Genomic DNA, 15126 nt, shown 5'->3' on the forward strand with positions numbered 1-15126 from the left:
GCTGCAAGTGGACAGCGGTGCGGTGCGCAGCACGCTGCGATCCCTCACGCCAACCGTTGGGTCACGCGAATCACTTGCCGCGCGATGTAGGCGCCGGTGACGATTACGCCGAACAGGCGCAGGGTCTGCATGGCCAGCACGAAGCCGACGTCCGAGTGGGTGTCGATGGCGATGATCGCCATGGCGTCGAGGCCGCCGGGGCTGGTAGCGAGGTACACCGAGAGAAAGTCCTTGCCCATCATTTCGGCGATCACCCAGGCCGAGAGGGCGCACAGCAGGATCAACAGCAGCGCCCCGAGGATCATCGCGGGGAGGCGACGCCAGACGTAGTTGATCGTCACCCGGTCAAACCGCAGGCCGATGTAGCTGCCGATGGCGCCATAGGCAATCGCCAGCAGCCAGGTCGGCATGGTGATCTGCAAAATCCCGCTCAATTGCAGCGCGCCACCCAACAAGAGCGGGACCAGCAGCGCACCAGCCGGTACTTTGGCGCCGAGGGTCACGCCGACCACGATGGTCAGCACGGTCAGGCCCAGGCTCAGGAGGTTCACCCCTTGCAGCATCGCGTTGGTGCTGTGCGCATCGGTGCCACCGACATCGGCGCCAATCACCCGGCTCACCAGTGCGCCGACCATCACCACACACACCACCCGCACATATTGCATGGTCGCCACGACCCGCGAGTCGGCGCCGTAGTCTTCGGACATCGCGACCATCGCCGACGCCGCCCCCGGCGAAGTGCCCCATGCCGCCGTGCTGCCCTGAATCCCGCCCCAGCGTGCCAGCCCGATGCCCACCACGGCGCTCAGCGCGATGGTCAGCACGGTGGCGAACACCATCACGTGCCAGGAATGCATGGCCGTGAGCAACACACCCATGGTCATCGAGTGCGCCACCAGTACCCCCACCGAGCCTTGGCCGAGACGGAACACGTGTTTGTTGATCCGGATCGACGCACCGGACACGCCAAAGCCGATCGCCACCAGCATTGGGCCGAGAAACAGCGCAGCAGGAACGTGGAAGTAGCGGAACAGTTGACCGGCGCTGCCGGCGAGAAGGATGAGCAGCAGCCATTGCAAAAGCGGGTGCAGGGTGTCGAGGGAAAACGGGGTGGGGCGCGACAACGAGGATCTCCAAAGCATGGGCGGTTTCCTGATGGAGTTCTGTCCAATGCGCAAAATTATCGACACTTCAATTGATCAAGTCTATTTTCTAATAATCATGAATCGATAACTTTGGTTGATATATGGACCTGCGGGACCTCACCTATTTCGAAACCATCGCCGAACTCGGTCACCTCGGTCGGGCCGCTGAAAAGCTCAATCGCAGCCAGCCGGCATTGACCAAAAGCATTCAACGCCTGGAAGAGTCGTTTGGCACCAAGCTGTTTCAGCGCGACGGGCGCCGGATCAAGTTGACCCCGGTGGGCGAGCTGTTGCAGGCACGGGGCAAGATGTTGCAGCAAAGCATCGCCCAGACCCAGCGCGAGGTGCGGGACTTTGCCAGTGGCGCGGTCGGGGAAATCCGACTGGGCTGTGCGGCGACGATGGCCGAATACCTGTTGCCCGAGCTGACCAATGCGCTGCTCAAACGGGCGCCGGACATCACCCTGAAGCTGGTCATCGGTCAGGACGACATGCTGCGCGAGCAACTGCGCTCAGGGCATCTGGACATGATCATCTGTTCCCAACGCGGCATCGAAGACGAATTCACCGCCTACCCGATCCTCACCGACGAAGCGGTGGTCATCGCCAGCCGCAATCACCCGATCTTCAACGCCCCCTACCAGATGAGCGACCTGTGCAACTACCGCTGGGTGTTGCCGCCGTTGGGAGTGTCGTCGCGGATCTGGGTCGATGAAGCGTTCACCCGTCACCACCTCCCGCTGCCCGTGGTGCAGATCGAGGCCAATTCCATTTCGCTGTTGCCGAGGCTGATCGCCCAGACGAGCCTGTTGAGCTTCATCGCCCGGGAAACCCTCGAATATGGCAAGAACATGCAATATCTGCGGGAGGTGCCGCTGGAAGCTACGACCATGACGCGGACTATCTGCGTCATTCTGCGCCGCGAGGGCTACCTCTCGCCCGCGGCCCACGCGATGGTGCAAATGCTGCGCGACGACGGGGGCTCGTTTTTCAGTTGGGTGTAATCCCGAGGCGTTCGGGAGTAGCCTTGAAACAGACAGCAACAACAGTGAACAGCCATCTGGAGGCTAGAAGCATGCAGGCACAGCCACACGAATACACCCGGATTCCGTATTTCATGAACCACGAAGACCAGCATTTTGGCGGCGATCAATCGCCCCTCAACGACGCCGATGCGGACGAAGACAGCGACCCGGAAGGCGATCTGGACCTGGGGGATTTGCGGCTGGATGAGTTCGAGGATGCGGACAAGCTGGACATCGGGTCTTCGACGTTGGGGTAACACCGCGCCGACAGCTATATCGCGTTGCCGGGTGATTGTTTCAAATGCCCGGCCAATGCCTCAACGGCCGCTTCCACCGTCCCGCTGAACCCCACCCACGTACACGCCAGCATCAGGTTCTTCGGCAGCTGAAAATCCTCCACCTGATACCCCTGCGCATCGGAACCGTCGGCATCGTGCTCAATCTGTTCGCGCAGGGGCCGCGTGTCTTCGAAGTAGGTCCAGACCGGCTTGCCCAGCGCCACGGCCATGCCCACTTCGAATGCCGTTCCGGAGTCCGGCTCGATTCCCCGGAAAGGGTTGAGATTCGCCAGCACGGCGTCGCAGCGTTTGATCATGTCGATGTTGGCGTGGCAGATCCGTCTGGCGGTGTCGTGGGGCGACAGGCCCTGTTCGACCTCGTTGTCGAACGGGTACAGGCCTTCCAGCCCGTGGGCCTCGCACAGCGTTTTGAGGTAGCGCCCGTGTTCAATGGCATCGGCGCGAAAGACATCGAAACCGGCCAGATAGATGCGCGGTGTGGAAAGGGAAGGCATCACAGGCCCCTCGCAAAAACAGTGGCCCGATTGTAGCCCCTCGCTCGGTTGCCGTTGATCAGTCCAACGCAAAATCCTCATCAGTGGGGGCTGGAATCTGTACGGATAACCAGTATCCTGACGCCTTTCCGCCAGCCGTAACGTGACCGCGCCGTGAGCACTTCCCCCCTCGACAATCCGTTCTATTACTTGGAGAACTTTCGCCAGGTGCTGGGCTGGATCGGCCAGCGTTACGACGACCTGCTGAACGAGGAAGAACGCACGTTCATCGACGACTTCGCCCAACTGCCACAGCCTGCGCAGGCCTTGTTGGTGCGGATGGTCATGCGCAAGGGCGTGCTGTTTCGCGCCAGCAAGCTGACCTACGCGGAAATCGGTGACGCCCGCCAGGCCGTTGCGCCGTTGCTGGCGTGTGGCTGGGTTGACGATCAGCCACATCTCGACCTTTCAGCGCTGTTCGCCCTGTTGCGCAAGGACGAACTGAGTCAGTGCTTCAAGGCTCATGGCGTCAAAGCCACCGAGAAAAAAGCCGATCTGCTGGCGCGTCTGCTGCCGGATTTCGAACACATTCAGCCGCTGGATCACTGGTTTTCAGGCGTCGATGAAGTGATTTTTGCCTTGCAGGTCATGCCGCTGTGCGACCGGTTGCGCTTGTTGTATTTCGGCAATCTTTATCAGGAATGGTCCGAATTCGTGCTCGCGGACTTGGGCATTTATCGTTACGAAAAGGTCGAGTTTTCCCTTGAATCGCGAGGCATCAGTCAGCGCGAAGACATCGACACCTGCCTGAACCTGCACAGCTGTCGGCAGGCGCTGGACGAAGCGGAGCAACTGGAAGAGCTGGCGACTCAGGCCCTGGCGATCCAGACCCTCAATCCGTGGCTGTCGATGCGCCGGGCCAAGCTGCTGTTCCAGATTGGCCAGCAAGCCGAGCGCCAACAGGCATGGCCGCTGGCGCTGAGCGTTTATGCCCAGTCCAGCTACCCCGGCGCACGGGTGCGCAGGGTTCGGGTGCTGGAACGTGGCGAGCAGTACGCCGAGGCCATGGCGCTGTTGCAAGAGGCTCAGGCCACGCCTGAAAACGACGAAGAAACCCAGCACCTGCTGCGGATTCAACCACGGCTATTAAAGAAGCTGGGGCAGGGCGGAGGTGTGAAACGCAAGGCGCGGACAGTCACGCGGCTGGACCTGAGTGTGACGCCGCTGCCCGACCACAGTGTCGAGCGGCTGATCCAGCAGCACTTGGCCGAAGAGGGCAGCGAGGTGCACTACGTCGAGAATGCGCTGGTCAATTCGCTGTTCGGGTTGCTGTGCTGGCCGGCGATTTTCGCGCCGCTGCCGGGGGCGTTCTTCCACCCGTTCCACAGCGCGCCGAGCGACCTGTACAGCCCCGACTTTTATCAGCGGCGGGCGGTGTTGTTCGAGGAATGCCTGTCGCAACTGGACGATGAGCGTTATCTGACGGTCATCCGCGACACCTACGTGAACAAATTCGGCCTGCAATCGCCGTTCGTGTTCTGGGGCACGCTCACGCCGGAGCTGTTGGAACAAGCGCTGCATTGTCTGCCTTCCAGCCACCTCAAACGCTGGTTCCGGCGTTTGCTGCAAGACATCAAGGCCAACCGCACCGGTATGCCCGACCTGATCCAGTTCTACCCCGAACAGCGCCGCTATCGGATGATCGAGGTGAAAGGGCCGGGCGACCGCTTGCAGGACAACCAACTGCGCTGGCTGGACTTCTGCGCCCAACATGAGATGCCAGTGGTGGTGTGTTATGTGCAGTGGGCGCACAGCCCTATGATGGAAGTCAGTTCCCTGTAGCAACCGTTCGGTTGCCGGGAATCCTGTGCTGACCTATGGGAGCGAATTCATTCGCAAAGGGATCGTATCGTCGACACCTTCTATCGCCTGTTCCATTCTTCGTCGGAATGCAGCCCAGAATGAATTCGCTCCCGCAGGACGGCGGCGTACTTTCCGGGGTTACCGCTTCACCCGCTTCGGCGGCAGGGGCAGTGGCGCGAACAGCGCTTCGATGTCGTCGTCCTGCAGTCGCCAGTCTCCCGACATTCGGCCATCCAGCACACCCGCCGCCAGCGCTGATTTCTCGTGCTGCAACTGCTGGATTTTCTCTTCCACGGTGCCCCGGGCGATCATCTTGTAGACGAACACCGGCTTCTCTTGGCCGATGCGATACGCCCGGTCCGTCGCCTGGTTTTCCGCCGCTGGGTTCCACCAAGGGTCGTAGTGAATCACCGTGTCCGCCGCCGTCAGGTTCAAACCCGTGCCCCCGGCCTTGAGGCTGATGAGGAAGATCGAACGCTTGCCGCTCTGGAACTCCTGCACCGGCGTGCGGCGATCCTTGGTCTGGCCGGTCAGCAGGGCGTATTCGATGCCGCGCTGGGTCAATTCCGCTTCGATCAGCCCCAACATCGACGTGAACTGCGAGAACAGCAGGATCTTGCGATTCTCCGCCAGGAGCTCTTCCAGCATGTCCATCAGGCTTTCCAGCTTGGCCGAACTGGATTGACGGGCGCTGAGGGGCGCGGTTTTGACCAGACGCAAGTCGCAACAGACCTGCCGCAATTTGAGCAAGGCTTCGAGAATAATGATCTGACTGCGCGCCGCGCCCTTGCGCGTGATTTCATCACGGACCTTTTTGTCCATCGCCAGCCGCATGGTCTCGTACACGTCGCGTTGGGCGTCGTTGAGTTCGACCCAGTGCACAATCTCGGTTTTCGGCGGCAGCTCGGTGGCGACTTCCTCCTTGGTGCGGCGCAGCAGAAACGGCTTGATCCGCGCATTCAGGTGCTGCAACCGGGCGCCGTCACCGAGCTTTTCGATGGGCGTGCGGTAGTTGCTGCCGAACTGTTTGGCATCCCCCAGCCAGCCGGGCATCAGGAAGTGGAACAACGACCACAACTCGCCCAAGTGGTTTTCCAGCGGCGTGCCACTCAGGCACAGACGCTGGCGGGCGTTCAGTTGACGCGCGGCCTGCGCCGCCTTGCTGTTGGGGTTCTTGATGTACTGCGCTTCGTCCAGCACCAGCACGTGCAGGAGTTGCTTGCTCAGCAACTCGACGTCGCGGGGCAGCAGGGCGTAGGTGGTGAGGATCAGGTCGTAATCCTCAAGGTGATCGTAGTCCTGATGCCGATTCGCGCCGTACAACGCCAGTACGTTGAGCTGCGGGGTGAAGTGTTTTGCCTCGTCTACCCAGTTGGGGATCAGGCTGGTGGGCATCACCACCAGCGCCGGGCGATCCAGGCGTCCGGCCTGTTTCTCCATCAGCAAGTGCGCCAGGGTTTGCAGGGTCTTGCCCAGGCCCATGTCGTCGGCCAGCACACCGCCGACTTCCAGCTCGCGCAGGGCCTGCATCCAGCTCAGACCTTCCAGCTGGTAAGGCCGGAGTGTGGCGTTCAGCCCTTCCGGTGCAGTGACCGGTGCATCCTTGATGTTGACCAGCCGTTCGGAAAACTCCCGCAGCCGGTCGCCGCCTTGCCACACCAGTGGCAGGTCGTCCAAGTGCTTGAGGCGGGAGGCGTCGGCGGTGCTCAGGCGGATGGCGTTATTGCCGTCTTCACGCCAGTAGAAATCGCCGAGGGTCGCCAGCACGGTTTTCAGGCGGCCATAGGGCAGCGCCACTTGAATCGGCACGCCGCCGCGCTGGGTGAAGTGGTTGAGCTGCACCAGCAGTTGCTCGTCGTCCCGACGTTTGGCGATGCCCGCCGCGGTCATCAATTCCGGGTGGGTACGCAGCAGGTTGATCAGAATCGGCAGCAGGCTCAGATGTTCGCCGTTGACGATGATCCCCAGTTCCAGGTCGAACCAGTCGCGCTCCGGCTCGTCGTCGACCACCGCGTACCAGTCGTCCACGGCCGTGACGTCAAACCCGAAATCGTCATTCATTTCGACCTGCCAGCCTTTGTCCCGCAGCTTGGGCAGTTCTTCGAGGATGAAGCTCAGCCAGGCCTTGTCGGTGGGCAGTTCGAACATTTCCCCGGCACTGTCCGGCAAGGCTTTGCTCTGGCGGGTGGCGATGCGAAAGCCGAGGTCCTGCAACTGCCTGCGGAACTGCGCTTCGACCTCCAGATGCCGCCGGATGCGCAGGGTTTCGGTTTTCAGGTGCCAGAGCAGATCGCTGGAACGGCCAGGGCTTGGGGTGCCCGAGGCGTACAGTTCGCGATAACGGAAGGCCAGCGCGGCGCGGTGCTGGATGTGCCGCTGCATCTTGCCGTTGCGCGGTTCGTAGGCGCTGAATTCGAAGCTGGCGAGGATCAGCCGAGGCTTGGGCTTGATGTTTTTTTCCAGCTTTTCAGGCAGGTTGGGCTTCGGTTGGACGACGGTGGCACGCTCGGTGGACTGGCGGTTGACGACGGCGAGTATGTCCGGCTGGTTTTCCGGCGCCTGCAGGTAGAACAGCGCTGCCGCACAATGCTTGCAGTTGGTGCGGACCGGGCAGGTGCATTTGCCGATCACGAACGTGCGCGTGCGCTCAGGGTCCTTGAACATCAAGGTCTGGGTGTACATTTCCAGGCCCGAACCCCGGCAAACCGTGCGCACAAGGTCGCCGCTGAGGTGTTCGACGGCCACACGTTTCTGCTGGGCATACTCAAGCCCGCGCTCCACGCTTTGTGCTTTGAACAGGGGTTCCCATGGCAGGGCCAGGACTTTTTCCAATAGGGATGACACGTCTTTTCCTACGTCAACGCGGTGCTTGAAGAGGAGTGACCTTGATCAACATGGCCAGACTCCCGTTATCCATGTAGGTCAGTTCTCCGTTCCTGACCCGGGTTGCCTGACGCATGCGTTCGCTGGTGACCAGCACGCCATGCTCGTCGAGCTGATTGACCCAGAAGTTGGCGTCGATGTCCGTGAAGCGCGCCAGGCCCAGGCTCACTGTGCCCTCGATGGGGTAATGGCCGAACTGTTCCTGGCCGCTGCTGATCGCCACCTTGCTTGGCGTCGCGCTCAGGGGTTGTTGCCAGGCGCGGTGCAGCAGCACTTTATAGGTGTCGCTGGATTCAAGCTTGCTCACCAACGCGTCCAGCCCGGTGGAGGTCTGGTTGTCGGCGCCCAAGGGTTGCGCACCCGCAGCCCAATCTTCCGGAGCCGCCTGATTGGTGGCCGCAGGCTCGCCGTTCTGACGGAAGAGAATCAGCTCCACCTGATAAATGCCATCGGCGAAAGCTGCCGGAGCGATCAGCACCAGCAGCAGGGTGAGCGAGCGAAGCACACGCATGGTGAATCCTTAGGCAGATGTCGGGGTCAGGCGCTCGAACAGCGCTTCGATCGTATTGAAACGCTCCTCGGGACGCTCCATCGGCACCGTGAACTTGAACAGCGTGGCACCTTCGAATTTGTAGCGTTTCGGTTGGCCCTGAATCAGCTTGATCAGCGTCAAGGGTTCTACCGGCGTATCGGCGGCAAATTCGATTCGTCCACCCTGAGGGCCGGCATCGACTTTCTTGATGCCCAACTGCTCGGCCTTGAGCTTGAGCGACGTCATGCGCACCAGGTTCTTGGTCGGCTCCGGCAGCAGGCCGAAGCGGTCGATCATCTCCACTTGCAGGTCCTTCAGGCCTTCTTCGTCGGCGGCGTTGGCGATGCGCTTATAGAGAATAAGCCGCGCGTGGACGTCCGGCAGGTAATCCTCGGGAATCAGCCCCGGCACCCGCAGGTTGACCTCCGGACCGCCACCCAGCGGCTGGTCCAGGTTCGGCTGCTCACCCTTGCGGATTGACTTCACCGCGCGTTCGAGCATTTCCATATAGAGGGTGAAACCGACCGCCTGAATCTGCCCGCTCTGGCCTTCGCCCAGCAGCTCGCCCGCACCACGGATTTCCAGGTCATTGGTGGCGAGCACGAAGCCTGCACCAAGGTCCTGGGTGTTGGCGATGGCTTCCAGACGCTTCTCGGCGTCCGGCGTGATTTGCTTGCGCGGCGGCGTCAGCAGGTAAGCGTAGGCCTGGTGGTGACTGCGACCGACCCGACCGCGCAACTGGTGCAACTGGGCCAGACCGAACTTGTCAGCCCGTTCGATGATGATGGTATTGGCGCTCGGCACGTCGATGCCGGTTTCGATGATGGTCGAGGCGATCAGTACGTTGAAGCGCTTGTGATAGAAGTCGCTCATCACCTGTTCAAGATCGCGTTCGTGCATCTGCCCGTGACCGATGCCGATCCGCGCTTCCGGCACCAGTTCGGCGAGGTCGGCGGCGCATTTCTCGATGGTCTTCACGTCGTTGTGCAGGTAGTACACCTGACCGCCGCGCAGCAGTTCACGCAACAGCGCTTCTTTCACCGTGGGCTTGTTCTGCTCCATGACGAAAGTCCGTACCGACAGGCGTCGGGCAGGCGGGGTGGCGATGATCGACAGGTCGCGCATGCCGGCCACGGCCATGTTCAGGGTGCGCGGGATCGGCGTGGCGGTCAGGGTCAGAATGTCGACTTCGCTGCGCAGGGCCTTGAGCTGTTCTTTCTGGCGCACACCGAAACGGTGCTCTTCGTCGATGATCACCAGGCCCAGGTTCTTGATCTTGACGTCATCCTGCAACAGCTTGTGGGTGCCGATGACGATGTCGATCTTGCCCTCGGCCAGGTCGGCCACGGCGGCGTTGATTTCCTTGGCAGATTTGAAGCGGCTCATCACCTCGACCGTCACCGGCCAGTCGGCGAAGCGGTCGCGGAAACTGTTGTAGTGCTGCTGGGCGAGCAGGGTGGTCGGCACCAGAATCGCTACTTGCTTGCCGCCGTGCACGGCGATGAACGCCGCGCGCATGGCCACTTCGGTCTTGCCGAAGCCCACGTCGCCACAGACCAGCCGGTCCATCGGTTTCGGCGCGAGCATGTCGTGGCGCACGGCTTCGATGGTGGTCTGCTGGTCCGGGGTCTCTTCGAACGGGAACCCGGCGCTGAACGTTTCGTAATCCAGCTTCGGATCGGCAAACGCGTAACCTTCGCGGGCGGCGCGGCGAGCATAGATGTCGAGCAGTTCGGCGGCGACGTCGCGCACCTGTTCGGCGGCTTTGCGCTTGGCTTTCTGCCAGGCCTCGGAACCGAGGCGGTGCAACGGCGCGAGTTCGTCATCGCTGCCGGTGTAGCGGGCGATCAGGTGCAGGTTGGCCACCGGGACGTACAGCTTGGCGTCCTCCGCGTAGGCCAGCATCAGGAATTCGGCGACCTGATTTTCCACTTCCAGCGTCGCCAGCCCAAGGTAGCGGCCCACGCCGTGATCGATGTGCACCACCGGCGCACCTTCGCGCAGCTCAGCGAGGTTTTTGATCACCGCGTCGCTGGAGTGGCCGTCCATGCGCTTTTCGCGACGGCGGCGTTGCATGACCCGCTGACCGAACAGCGGGCTTTCGGCGACCAGCGCCAAGGCTGGCTGTTCAAGCACCAGACCCTCGTCCAGCGGCGCGATGGTGATCGCCAGCCGCTCTTTGCTGTCGACGAACTCCTGCCAGCTGTCGAGGTTTTTCGGCCGCAGTTTCAGGCGCTCCAGCAACTCCAGCAGCACCTCGCGACGACCGGCGGACTCGGCAGTGAACAGCACGCGGCCGGGGAATTCGTCGAGGAAGGTCGAGAGTGCCGCAAGCGGCTGGCTGGCCTTGGCTTCGATGGCCAGATTCGGCAGTGCCAGCGCCGGAAAGCGTTCGCGACCGATGCCTGTTTCAACGTCGTCCTGGCTGGCGACCACGCGGGGCCAGCTTTTGAGGCGGGCAAAACAGTCTTCGACCGGCAAAAACAATTCAGCGGGCGGCAGCAGCGGACGGTCGGGGTCGACGCGGCGCTCTTCATAGCGGTTACGCACGTCCTTCCAGAAGGTTTCCGCCGCCGCTTCGATGCCCGGCAGCGAGAACACCTGCGTGTCCTGGGGCAGGTAGTCGAACAGCGTGGAAGTTTCTTCGAAGAACAGCGGGATGTAGTACTCGATGCCTGCCGGGGTGATGCCGCTGTTCAGGTCCTGAAAGATCGGGCTGCGGCGGAAATCGACGTCGAAGCGCTCGCGGAAACGCGCCTTGAAACGGGTGACCGCTTCTTTCTGCAGCGGGAATTCCTTGGCGGGCAGCAGACGCACCGAATCGACCTTGTCGATGGAACGCTGGGTTTCCGGCTCGAAGGTGCGCAGGGTTTCGATTTCATCGTCGAACAGGTCGATCCGGTAGGGCAGTTTGCTGCCCATGGGGAACAGGTCGATCAGCGCGCCGCGCACCGTGAACTCGCCGTGCTCGTAGACGGTGTCGACGTAGCGGTAACCGGTCGCTTCGAGCCGGGTGCGCATGGCTTCGACGTCGAGCTTCTGGCCGACGTCCAGCACCAGGCTGCTGCCCAGCAGGAACTTGGTCGGCGCCAGGCGGTGCAGGGCCGTGGTGATCGGCACCACCAGCACGCCATGCCCCAGTTCCGGCAGCCGGTACAGGCTGGCGATGCGCTGGGAGATGATGTCCTGATGGGGCGAGAACAGATCGTAGGGCAGGGTTTCCCAGTCAGGGAAATGCAGCACCGGGAGATCGGGGGCGAAAAACTTCAGTTCCTGTTCCAGTCGCTCGGCACTTTGGCTGTCAGCGGTCAAAAGCAGGGTGAAGCGTTTCGCGGCGCTTGCAGCCTCGGCGATGGCCAGGCTTTGAGCGGCACCGGGCAGGTTGCCCCAATGTTGTTTGCCTGCGGCAGCAGGAAGAATCGGTAGGCGCAGAACGGGCACGGAAGATAAAGCTCCAGGCGTTGCGGCAAAGCCGGGGATTGTAACTAAATCGGGAATCCGCTGTCAGTTTTGTGCTCGCCGAATTATGTAGTGCTCCACGATCGAAAAAGACTGGATTGCTCATAAACAAAGGCTTGGGCATAATGTAGTCCCTTTTTTCAGCCCCTACATGTGGAAGGTTCCCGTGACTCAGAAGCCCGACCAGTGTCTTGGTGAATGGATCGATCGTGAAGCGCTCGCCGAGGCGATGATCCCGCTTATCGGTCAGCTCTACCGCAATAATAATGTGGTGAGTTCGATCTATGGCCGCACCCTGATCAATCGTTCAGTGATTGCGATTCTCAAAGCACACCGCTTTGCGCGTCATCGTCAAGCCGACGCGACCGAGTTGTCCGTACACGAAACTTTCCCGCTCATCAAAGCGATGAGCGAGCTCAAACTGGGTGCCGCTTCGGTGGACCTGGGCAAGCTGGCCGTTAAATACAAGGCCGAAGCCAACGGCCGCACGGCTGAGCAGTTCGTCCGCGAAGAAATGGCTGAAATCGTTGGCCAACAGAATTCCGGCGACCGTAAGGGCACCGACGTCGTGCTGTACGGTTTCGGCCGTATCGGTCGTCTGCTGGCACGCATCCTGATCGAAAAAACCGGTGGCGGCGACGGCCTGCGTCTGCGTGCCATCGTCGTGCGCAAAGGCGCCGAGAACGATCTGGTCAAGCGTGCAAGCCTGCTGCGCCGTGACTCGGTTCACGGCCCGTTCGACGGCACCATCACCATCGACGAAGCGAACAACACCATCAGCGCCAACGGCAACCTGATTCAGGTGATCTACGCCAAGAGCCCGACCGAGGTGGACTACACCCAGTACGGTATCAAGGACGCGCTGCTGGTCGATAACACCGGCGTATGGCGTGATGCCGACGGCCTGGGCCAGCATCTGCAATGCCCTGGCATCGACCGCGTCGTGCTGACCGCACCGGGCAAAGGCAAGCTGAAGAACATCGTTCACGGCATCAACCACCAGCAGATCACCGCCGATGACAAGATCATCTCGGCTGCGTCCTGCACCACCAACGCCATCGTGCCGGTCCTCAAGGCCATCAACGACAAGTTCGGTATCGTCAACGGTCACGTTGAAACGGTTCACTCGTACACCAACGACCAGAACCTGATCGACAACTTCCACAAAGGCGATCGCCGAGGCCGTAGCGCCGCGTTGAACATGGTCATCACCGAAACCGGCGCTGCCACCGCGGCCGCGAAGGCGTTGCCTGAGCTGGCCGGCAAGCTGACCGGCAACGCGATCCGTGTTCCGACGCCGAACGTGTCGATGGCGATCCTGAACCTGAACCTGGGCACTGAAACGACCCGTGAAGAAGTCAACGAATACCTGCGCCACACCGCGCTGTACTCGGACCTGCACAAGCAGATCGATTTCGTGGCCTCGCAGGAAGTGGTCTCCACCGACTTCGTCGGCTCGCGCCACGCTGGTGTGGTCGACGCCGAAGCCACCATCGTCAACGACAACCGCGTCGTGCTGTACGTCTGGTACGACAACGAGTTCGGTTACAGCTGCCAAGTGGTTCGCGTGATGGAAGACATGGCCGGGGTCAACCCGCCTGCTTTCCCGAAGTAAGGCAGCTGCGAGCGGCGAGTTGAAAGCTGCAAGCTGATAGAGCAGCGACGAGTCGCGAGCTGCAAGCCGCAGGCCAAACATAAAACGCCACGACCGAAACATCCGGTCGTGGCGTTTTTGTGTGGGGGGTTTGAGTCCGGCCAAATTCCGAGACTCGCCGGATTTCCCTGTGGGAGCGAATTTATTCGCGAAAAGCGCGTCAGACGCCAGAGATGCGTGGGCTGTAGCGTCCATCGCGAATGAATTCGCTCCCACAGGGGAGTGGTGTCAAAACAGATGTCGTCGGCGTTGCAGAAAAATCGACCGCCCAAAAAAACGCCCCGAACCAGTCGGGGCGTTTGCGTTTCCACTTGCGGCTTGCAGCTTGCAGCCTTTAGCTCGTGACCGCTTCCACGTGCGCATGACCGCCTTTGCGGAACAGCACCAGCGTGGCGATCAGGCCCAGCACGGCAGCGCCGCTCAACCAGATGCCGGGAGCCGCCTTGTTGTTCAGCTCATGGATCAGGTAGGTACAGGCCGCTGGAGTGAAGCCACCGAAGGTTGCGGTCGCGAGGCTGTAGGCCAAGGAGAAACCGGTGGTGCGCACTTCGACGGGCATGATTTCGGTCAGGGAGACCACCATCGCGCCGTTGTAGGAGCCGTACAGGAAGGACAACCACAACTCGACCATCAGCAGGTTACCGAAGCTCGGGTTGGCGGTCAGCCAGGACAGGGCAGGGTACGCCGTGACGATGGCCAGAATGGTCGCCGCCAGCAGCAGGGGTTTGCGACCGATCTTGTCAGACACCGCGCCCATCACCGGCAGCCAGATGAAGTTCGAGATACCCACGCAGACGGTCACCAACAGGCTGTCCAGGTCGGACAGGTGCAGTTCGTTTTTGCCGAAGGTCGGCGTGTACGCGGTGATCAGGTAGAACGACACGGTGGTCATGACCACCAGCGCCATGCCAGCGATGACGATGCCGAAGTTCGAGCCGATGGACTTCATCACTTCGCCCATGGTTGGACGGTGTTTGCGTGCACGGGCTTCGAACTCAGGGGTTTCTTCCAGCGAACGACGGATGATGAAGATCGCCGGAACGATCGCACAGCCCACGAGGAACGGCACACGCCAGCCCCATTGGCCCATTTCTTCCGGGCTCAGCCAGTGGTTGAGGCCAACACCCAAGAGCCCTGCGAACACCACCGCTGCCTGCTGGCTTGCGGACTGCCAGCTGACGAAGAAGCCTTTGCGGCCCGGCGTCGAGATCTCAGCCAGGTACACCGACACACCGCCCAGTTCCACACCGGCGGAGAAGCCTTGCAGCAGACGGCCGATCAACACCAGCAGCGGCGCGGCAACGCCCAGCGTGGCGTAACCCGGTACGCAAGCGATCAGGATCGTACCCATCGCCATCATGGCCAGGGTGATGATCAGACCTTTCTTACGACCATGGTGGTCGATATAGGCGCCGAGGAAGATGGCACCCAGCGGGCGCATGAGAAAACCTGCGCCGAAGGTGGCCAGCGACAGCATCAGGGATGCGAATTCGCTGTCGGCCGGGAAGAAGGTTTTGGCGATGGCTGTGGCGTAGAAGCCATAGACCATAAAGTCAAACATTTCAAGGAAGTTGCCGCTGACAACGCGAAAAATCGCTTTGCCTTTGCCTGTGGTCGAGGCCATTTGGAATTACTCACTTAGGCTGTCTAGCTGGGGGGAATCCGTTGTATTTGTACGTCCTCTGCCGCACGGTACGAGCTTGGCCTCGCACTGCACAGATTTGTAACGATATGTGTAAAAGTGGCGGATGGCAATCAGAAGCCTCGCATCGGCCTTCTCGCATCACTGCCCT

At 61.3% G+C, this 15126-nt stretch carries 10 protein-coding genes; 4 read left to right on the plus strand and 6 right to left on the minus strand.

Annotated features, from left to right (window positions below; all coding sequences use genetic code 11):
• Positions 1 to 44 precede the first annotated feature (44 nt).
• Entirely contained in the window at positions 45 to 1124 is a 1080-nt protein-coding gene (locus tag ACWKWE_RS12560; RefSeq protein ID WP_483850965.1) for an AbrB family transcriptional regulator, read from the minus strand.
• Positions 1125 to 1246: 122 nt separating this feature from the next.
• Here ACWKWE_RS12560 and ACWKWE_RS12565 point away from each other — a divergent pair, with 122 nt between their 5' ends.
• Entirely contained in the window at positions 1247 to 2149 is a 903-nt protein-coding gene (locus ACWKWE_RS12565; RefSeq protein WP_166595129.1) for a LysR family transcriptional regulator, read from the plus strand.
• A 71-nt stretch (positions 2150 to 2220) separates the two neighbouring features.
• Positions 2221 to 2427, plus strand: coding sequence for a hypothetical protein (locus ACWKWE_RS12570; protein WP_166595130.1), 207 nt, complete (start codon positions 2221 to 2223; stop codon positions 2425 to 2427).
• Positions 2428 to 2441: 14 nt separating this feature from the next.
• Here the strand turns inward: ACWKWE_RS12570 and ACWKWE_RS12575 are convergent, their stop codons facing one another.
• Positions 2442 to 2963 carry a nucleoside 2-deoxyribosyltransferase gene (locus tag ACWKWE_RS12575; protein ID WP_166595131.1) on the minus strand — a complete coding sequence of 174 codons (522 nt, stop codon included), beginning with the start codon at positions 2961 to 2963 and terminating at the stop codon, positions 2442 to 2444.
• A 153-nt stretch (positions 2964 to 3116) separates the two neighbouring features.
• Between ACWKWE_RS12575 and ACWKWE_RS12580 the strand changes: the two genes are divergently transcribed.
• On the plus strand, positions 3117 to 4784 hold the full coding sequence (locus ACWKWE_RS12580) for a VRR-NUC domain-containing protein (protein ID WP_483850696.1): 1668 nt from the start codon (positions 3117 to 3119) through the stop codon (positions 4782 to 4784).
• A gap of 159 nt (positions 4785 to 4943) precedes the next feature.
• On the opposite strand, the gene ACWKWE_RS12585 is transcribed toward ACWKWE_RS12580, so the two are convergent.
• The 3 genes from ACWKWE_RS12585 to mfd are packed head-to-tail and all read right to left on the minus strand — an operon-like array spanning position 4944 to position 11661.
• Positions 4944 to 7649 (minus strand): DEAD/DEAH box helicase, encoded by a 2706-nt coding sequence (locus ACWKWE_RS12585; RefSeq protein WP_483850697.1) that lies wholly within the window; start codon positions 7647 to 7649, stop codon positions 4944 to 4946.
• Positions 7650 to 7662: 13 nt separating this feature from the next.
• Positions 7663 to 8199 carry a CsiV family protein gene (locus tag ACWKWE_RS12590; protein WP_341963897.1) on the minus strand — a complete coding sequence of 179 codons (537 nt, stop codon included), beginning with the start codon at positions 8197 to 8199 and terminating at the stop codon, positions 7663 to 7665.
• Positions 8200 to 8208: 9 nt separating this feature from the next.
• The gene (mfd, locus tag ACWKWE_RS12595; RefSeq protein ID WP_483850698.1) at positions 8209 to 11661 is read right to left on the minus strand and encodes a transcription-repair coupling factor; all 3453 of its coding nucleotides are present in this window, start codon (positions 11659 to 11661) and stop codon (positions 8209 to 8211) included.
• Between the two features lie 169 nt (positions 11662 to 11830).
• Here mfd and ACWKWE_RS12600 point away from each other — a divergent pair, with 169 nt between their 5' ends.
• Positions 11831 to 13294 carry a glyceraldehyde-3-phosphate dehydrogenase gene (locus tag ACWKWE_RS12600; RefSeq protein WP_166595136.1) on the plus strand — a complete coding sequence of 488 codons (1464 nt, stop codon included), beginning with the start codon at positions 11831 to 11833 and terminating at the stop codon, positions 13292 to 13294.
• A 373-nt stretch (positions 13295 to 13667) separates the two neighbouring features.
• Here the strand turns inward: ACWKWE_RS12600 and tcuC are convergent, their stop codons facing one another.
• Complete coding sequence (gene tcuC / locus ACWKWE_RS12605) at positions 13668 to 14957, minus strand: MFS transporter (protein WP_166595137.1); 1290 nt, start codon at positions 14955 to 14957, stop codon at positions 13668 to 13670.
• Between the last annotated feature and the right edge of the window lie 169 nt (positions 14958 to 15126).

Source organism: Pseudomonas salicis, from assembly GCF_057128705.1.

Coding starts and splice junctions, on each gene's coding strand:
- ACWKWE_RS12565 (WP_166595129.1), top strand. CDS start 1,247: ATGGACCTGCGGGACCTCACCTATTTCGAAACCATCGCCGAACTCGGT.
- ACWKWE_RS12570 (WP_166595130.1), top strand. CDS start 2,221: ATGCAGGCACAGCCACACGAATACACCCGGATTCCGTATTTCATGAAC.
- ACWKWE_RS12575 (WP_166595131.1), bottom strand. CDS start 2,963: ATGCCTTCCCTTTCCACACCGCGCATCTATCTGGCCGGTTTCGATGTC.
- ACWKWE_RS12590 (WP_341963897.1), bottom strand. CDS start 8,199: ATGCGTGTGCTTCGCTCGCTCACCCTGCTGCTGGTGCTGATCGCTCCG.
- ACWKWE_RS12600 (WP_166595136.1), top strand. CDS start 11,831: ATGTGGAAGGTTCCCGTGACTCAGAAGCCCGACCAGTGTCTTGGTGAA.
- tcuC (WP_166595137.1), bottom strand. CDS start 14,957: ATGGCCTCGACCACAGGCAAAGGCAAAGCGATTTTTCGCGTTGTCAGC.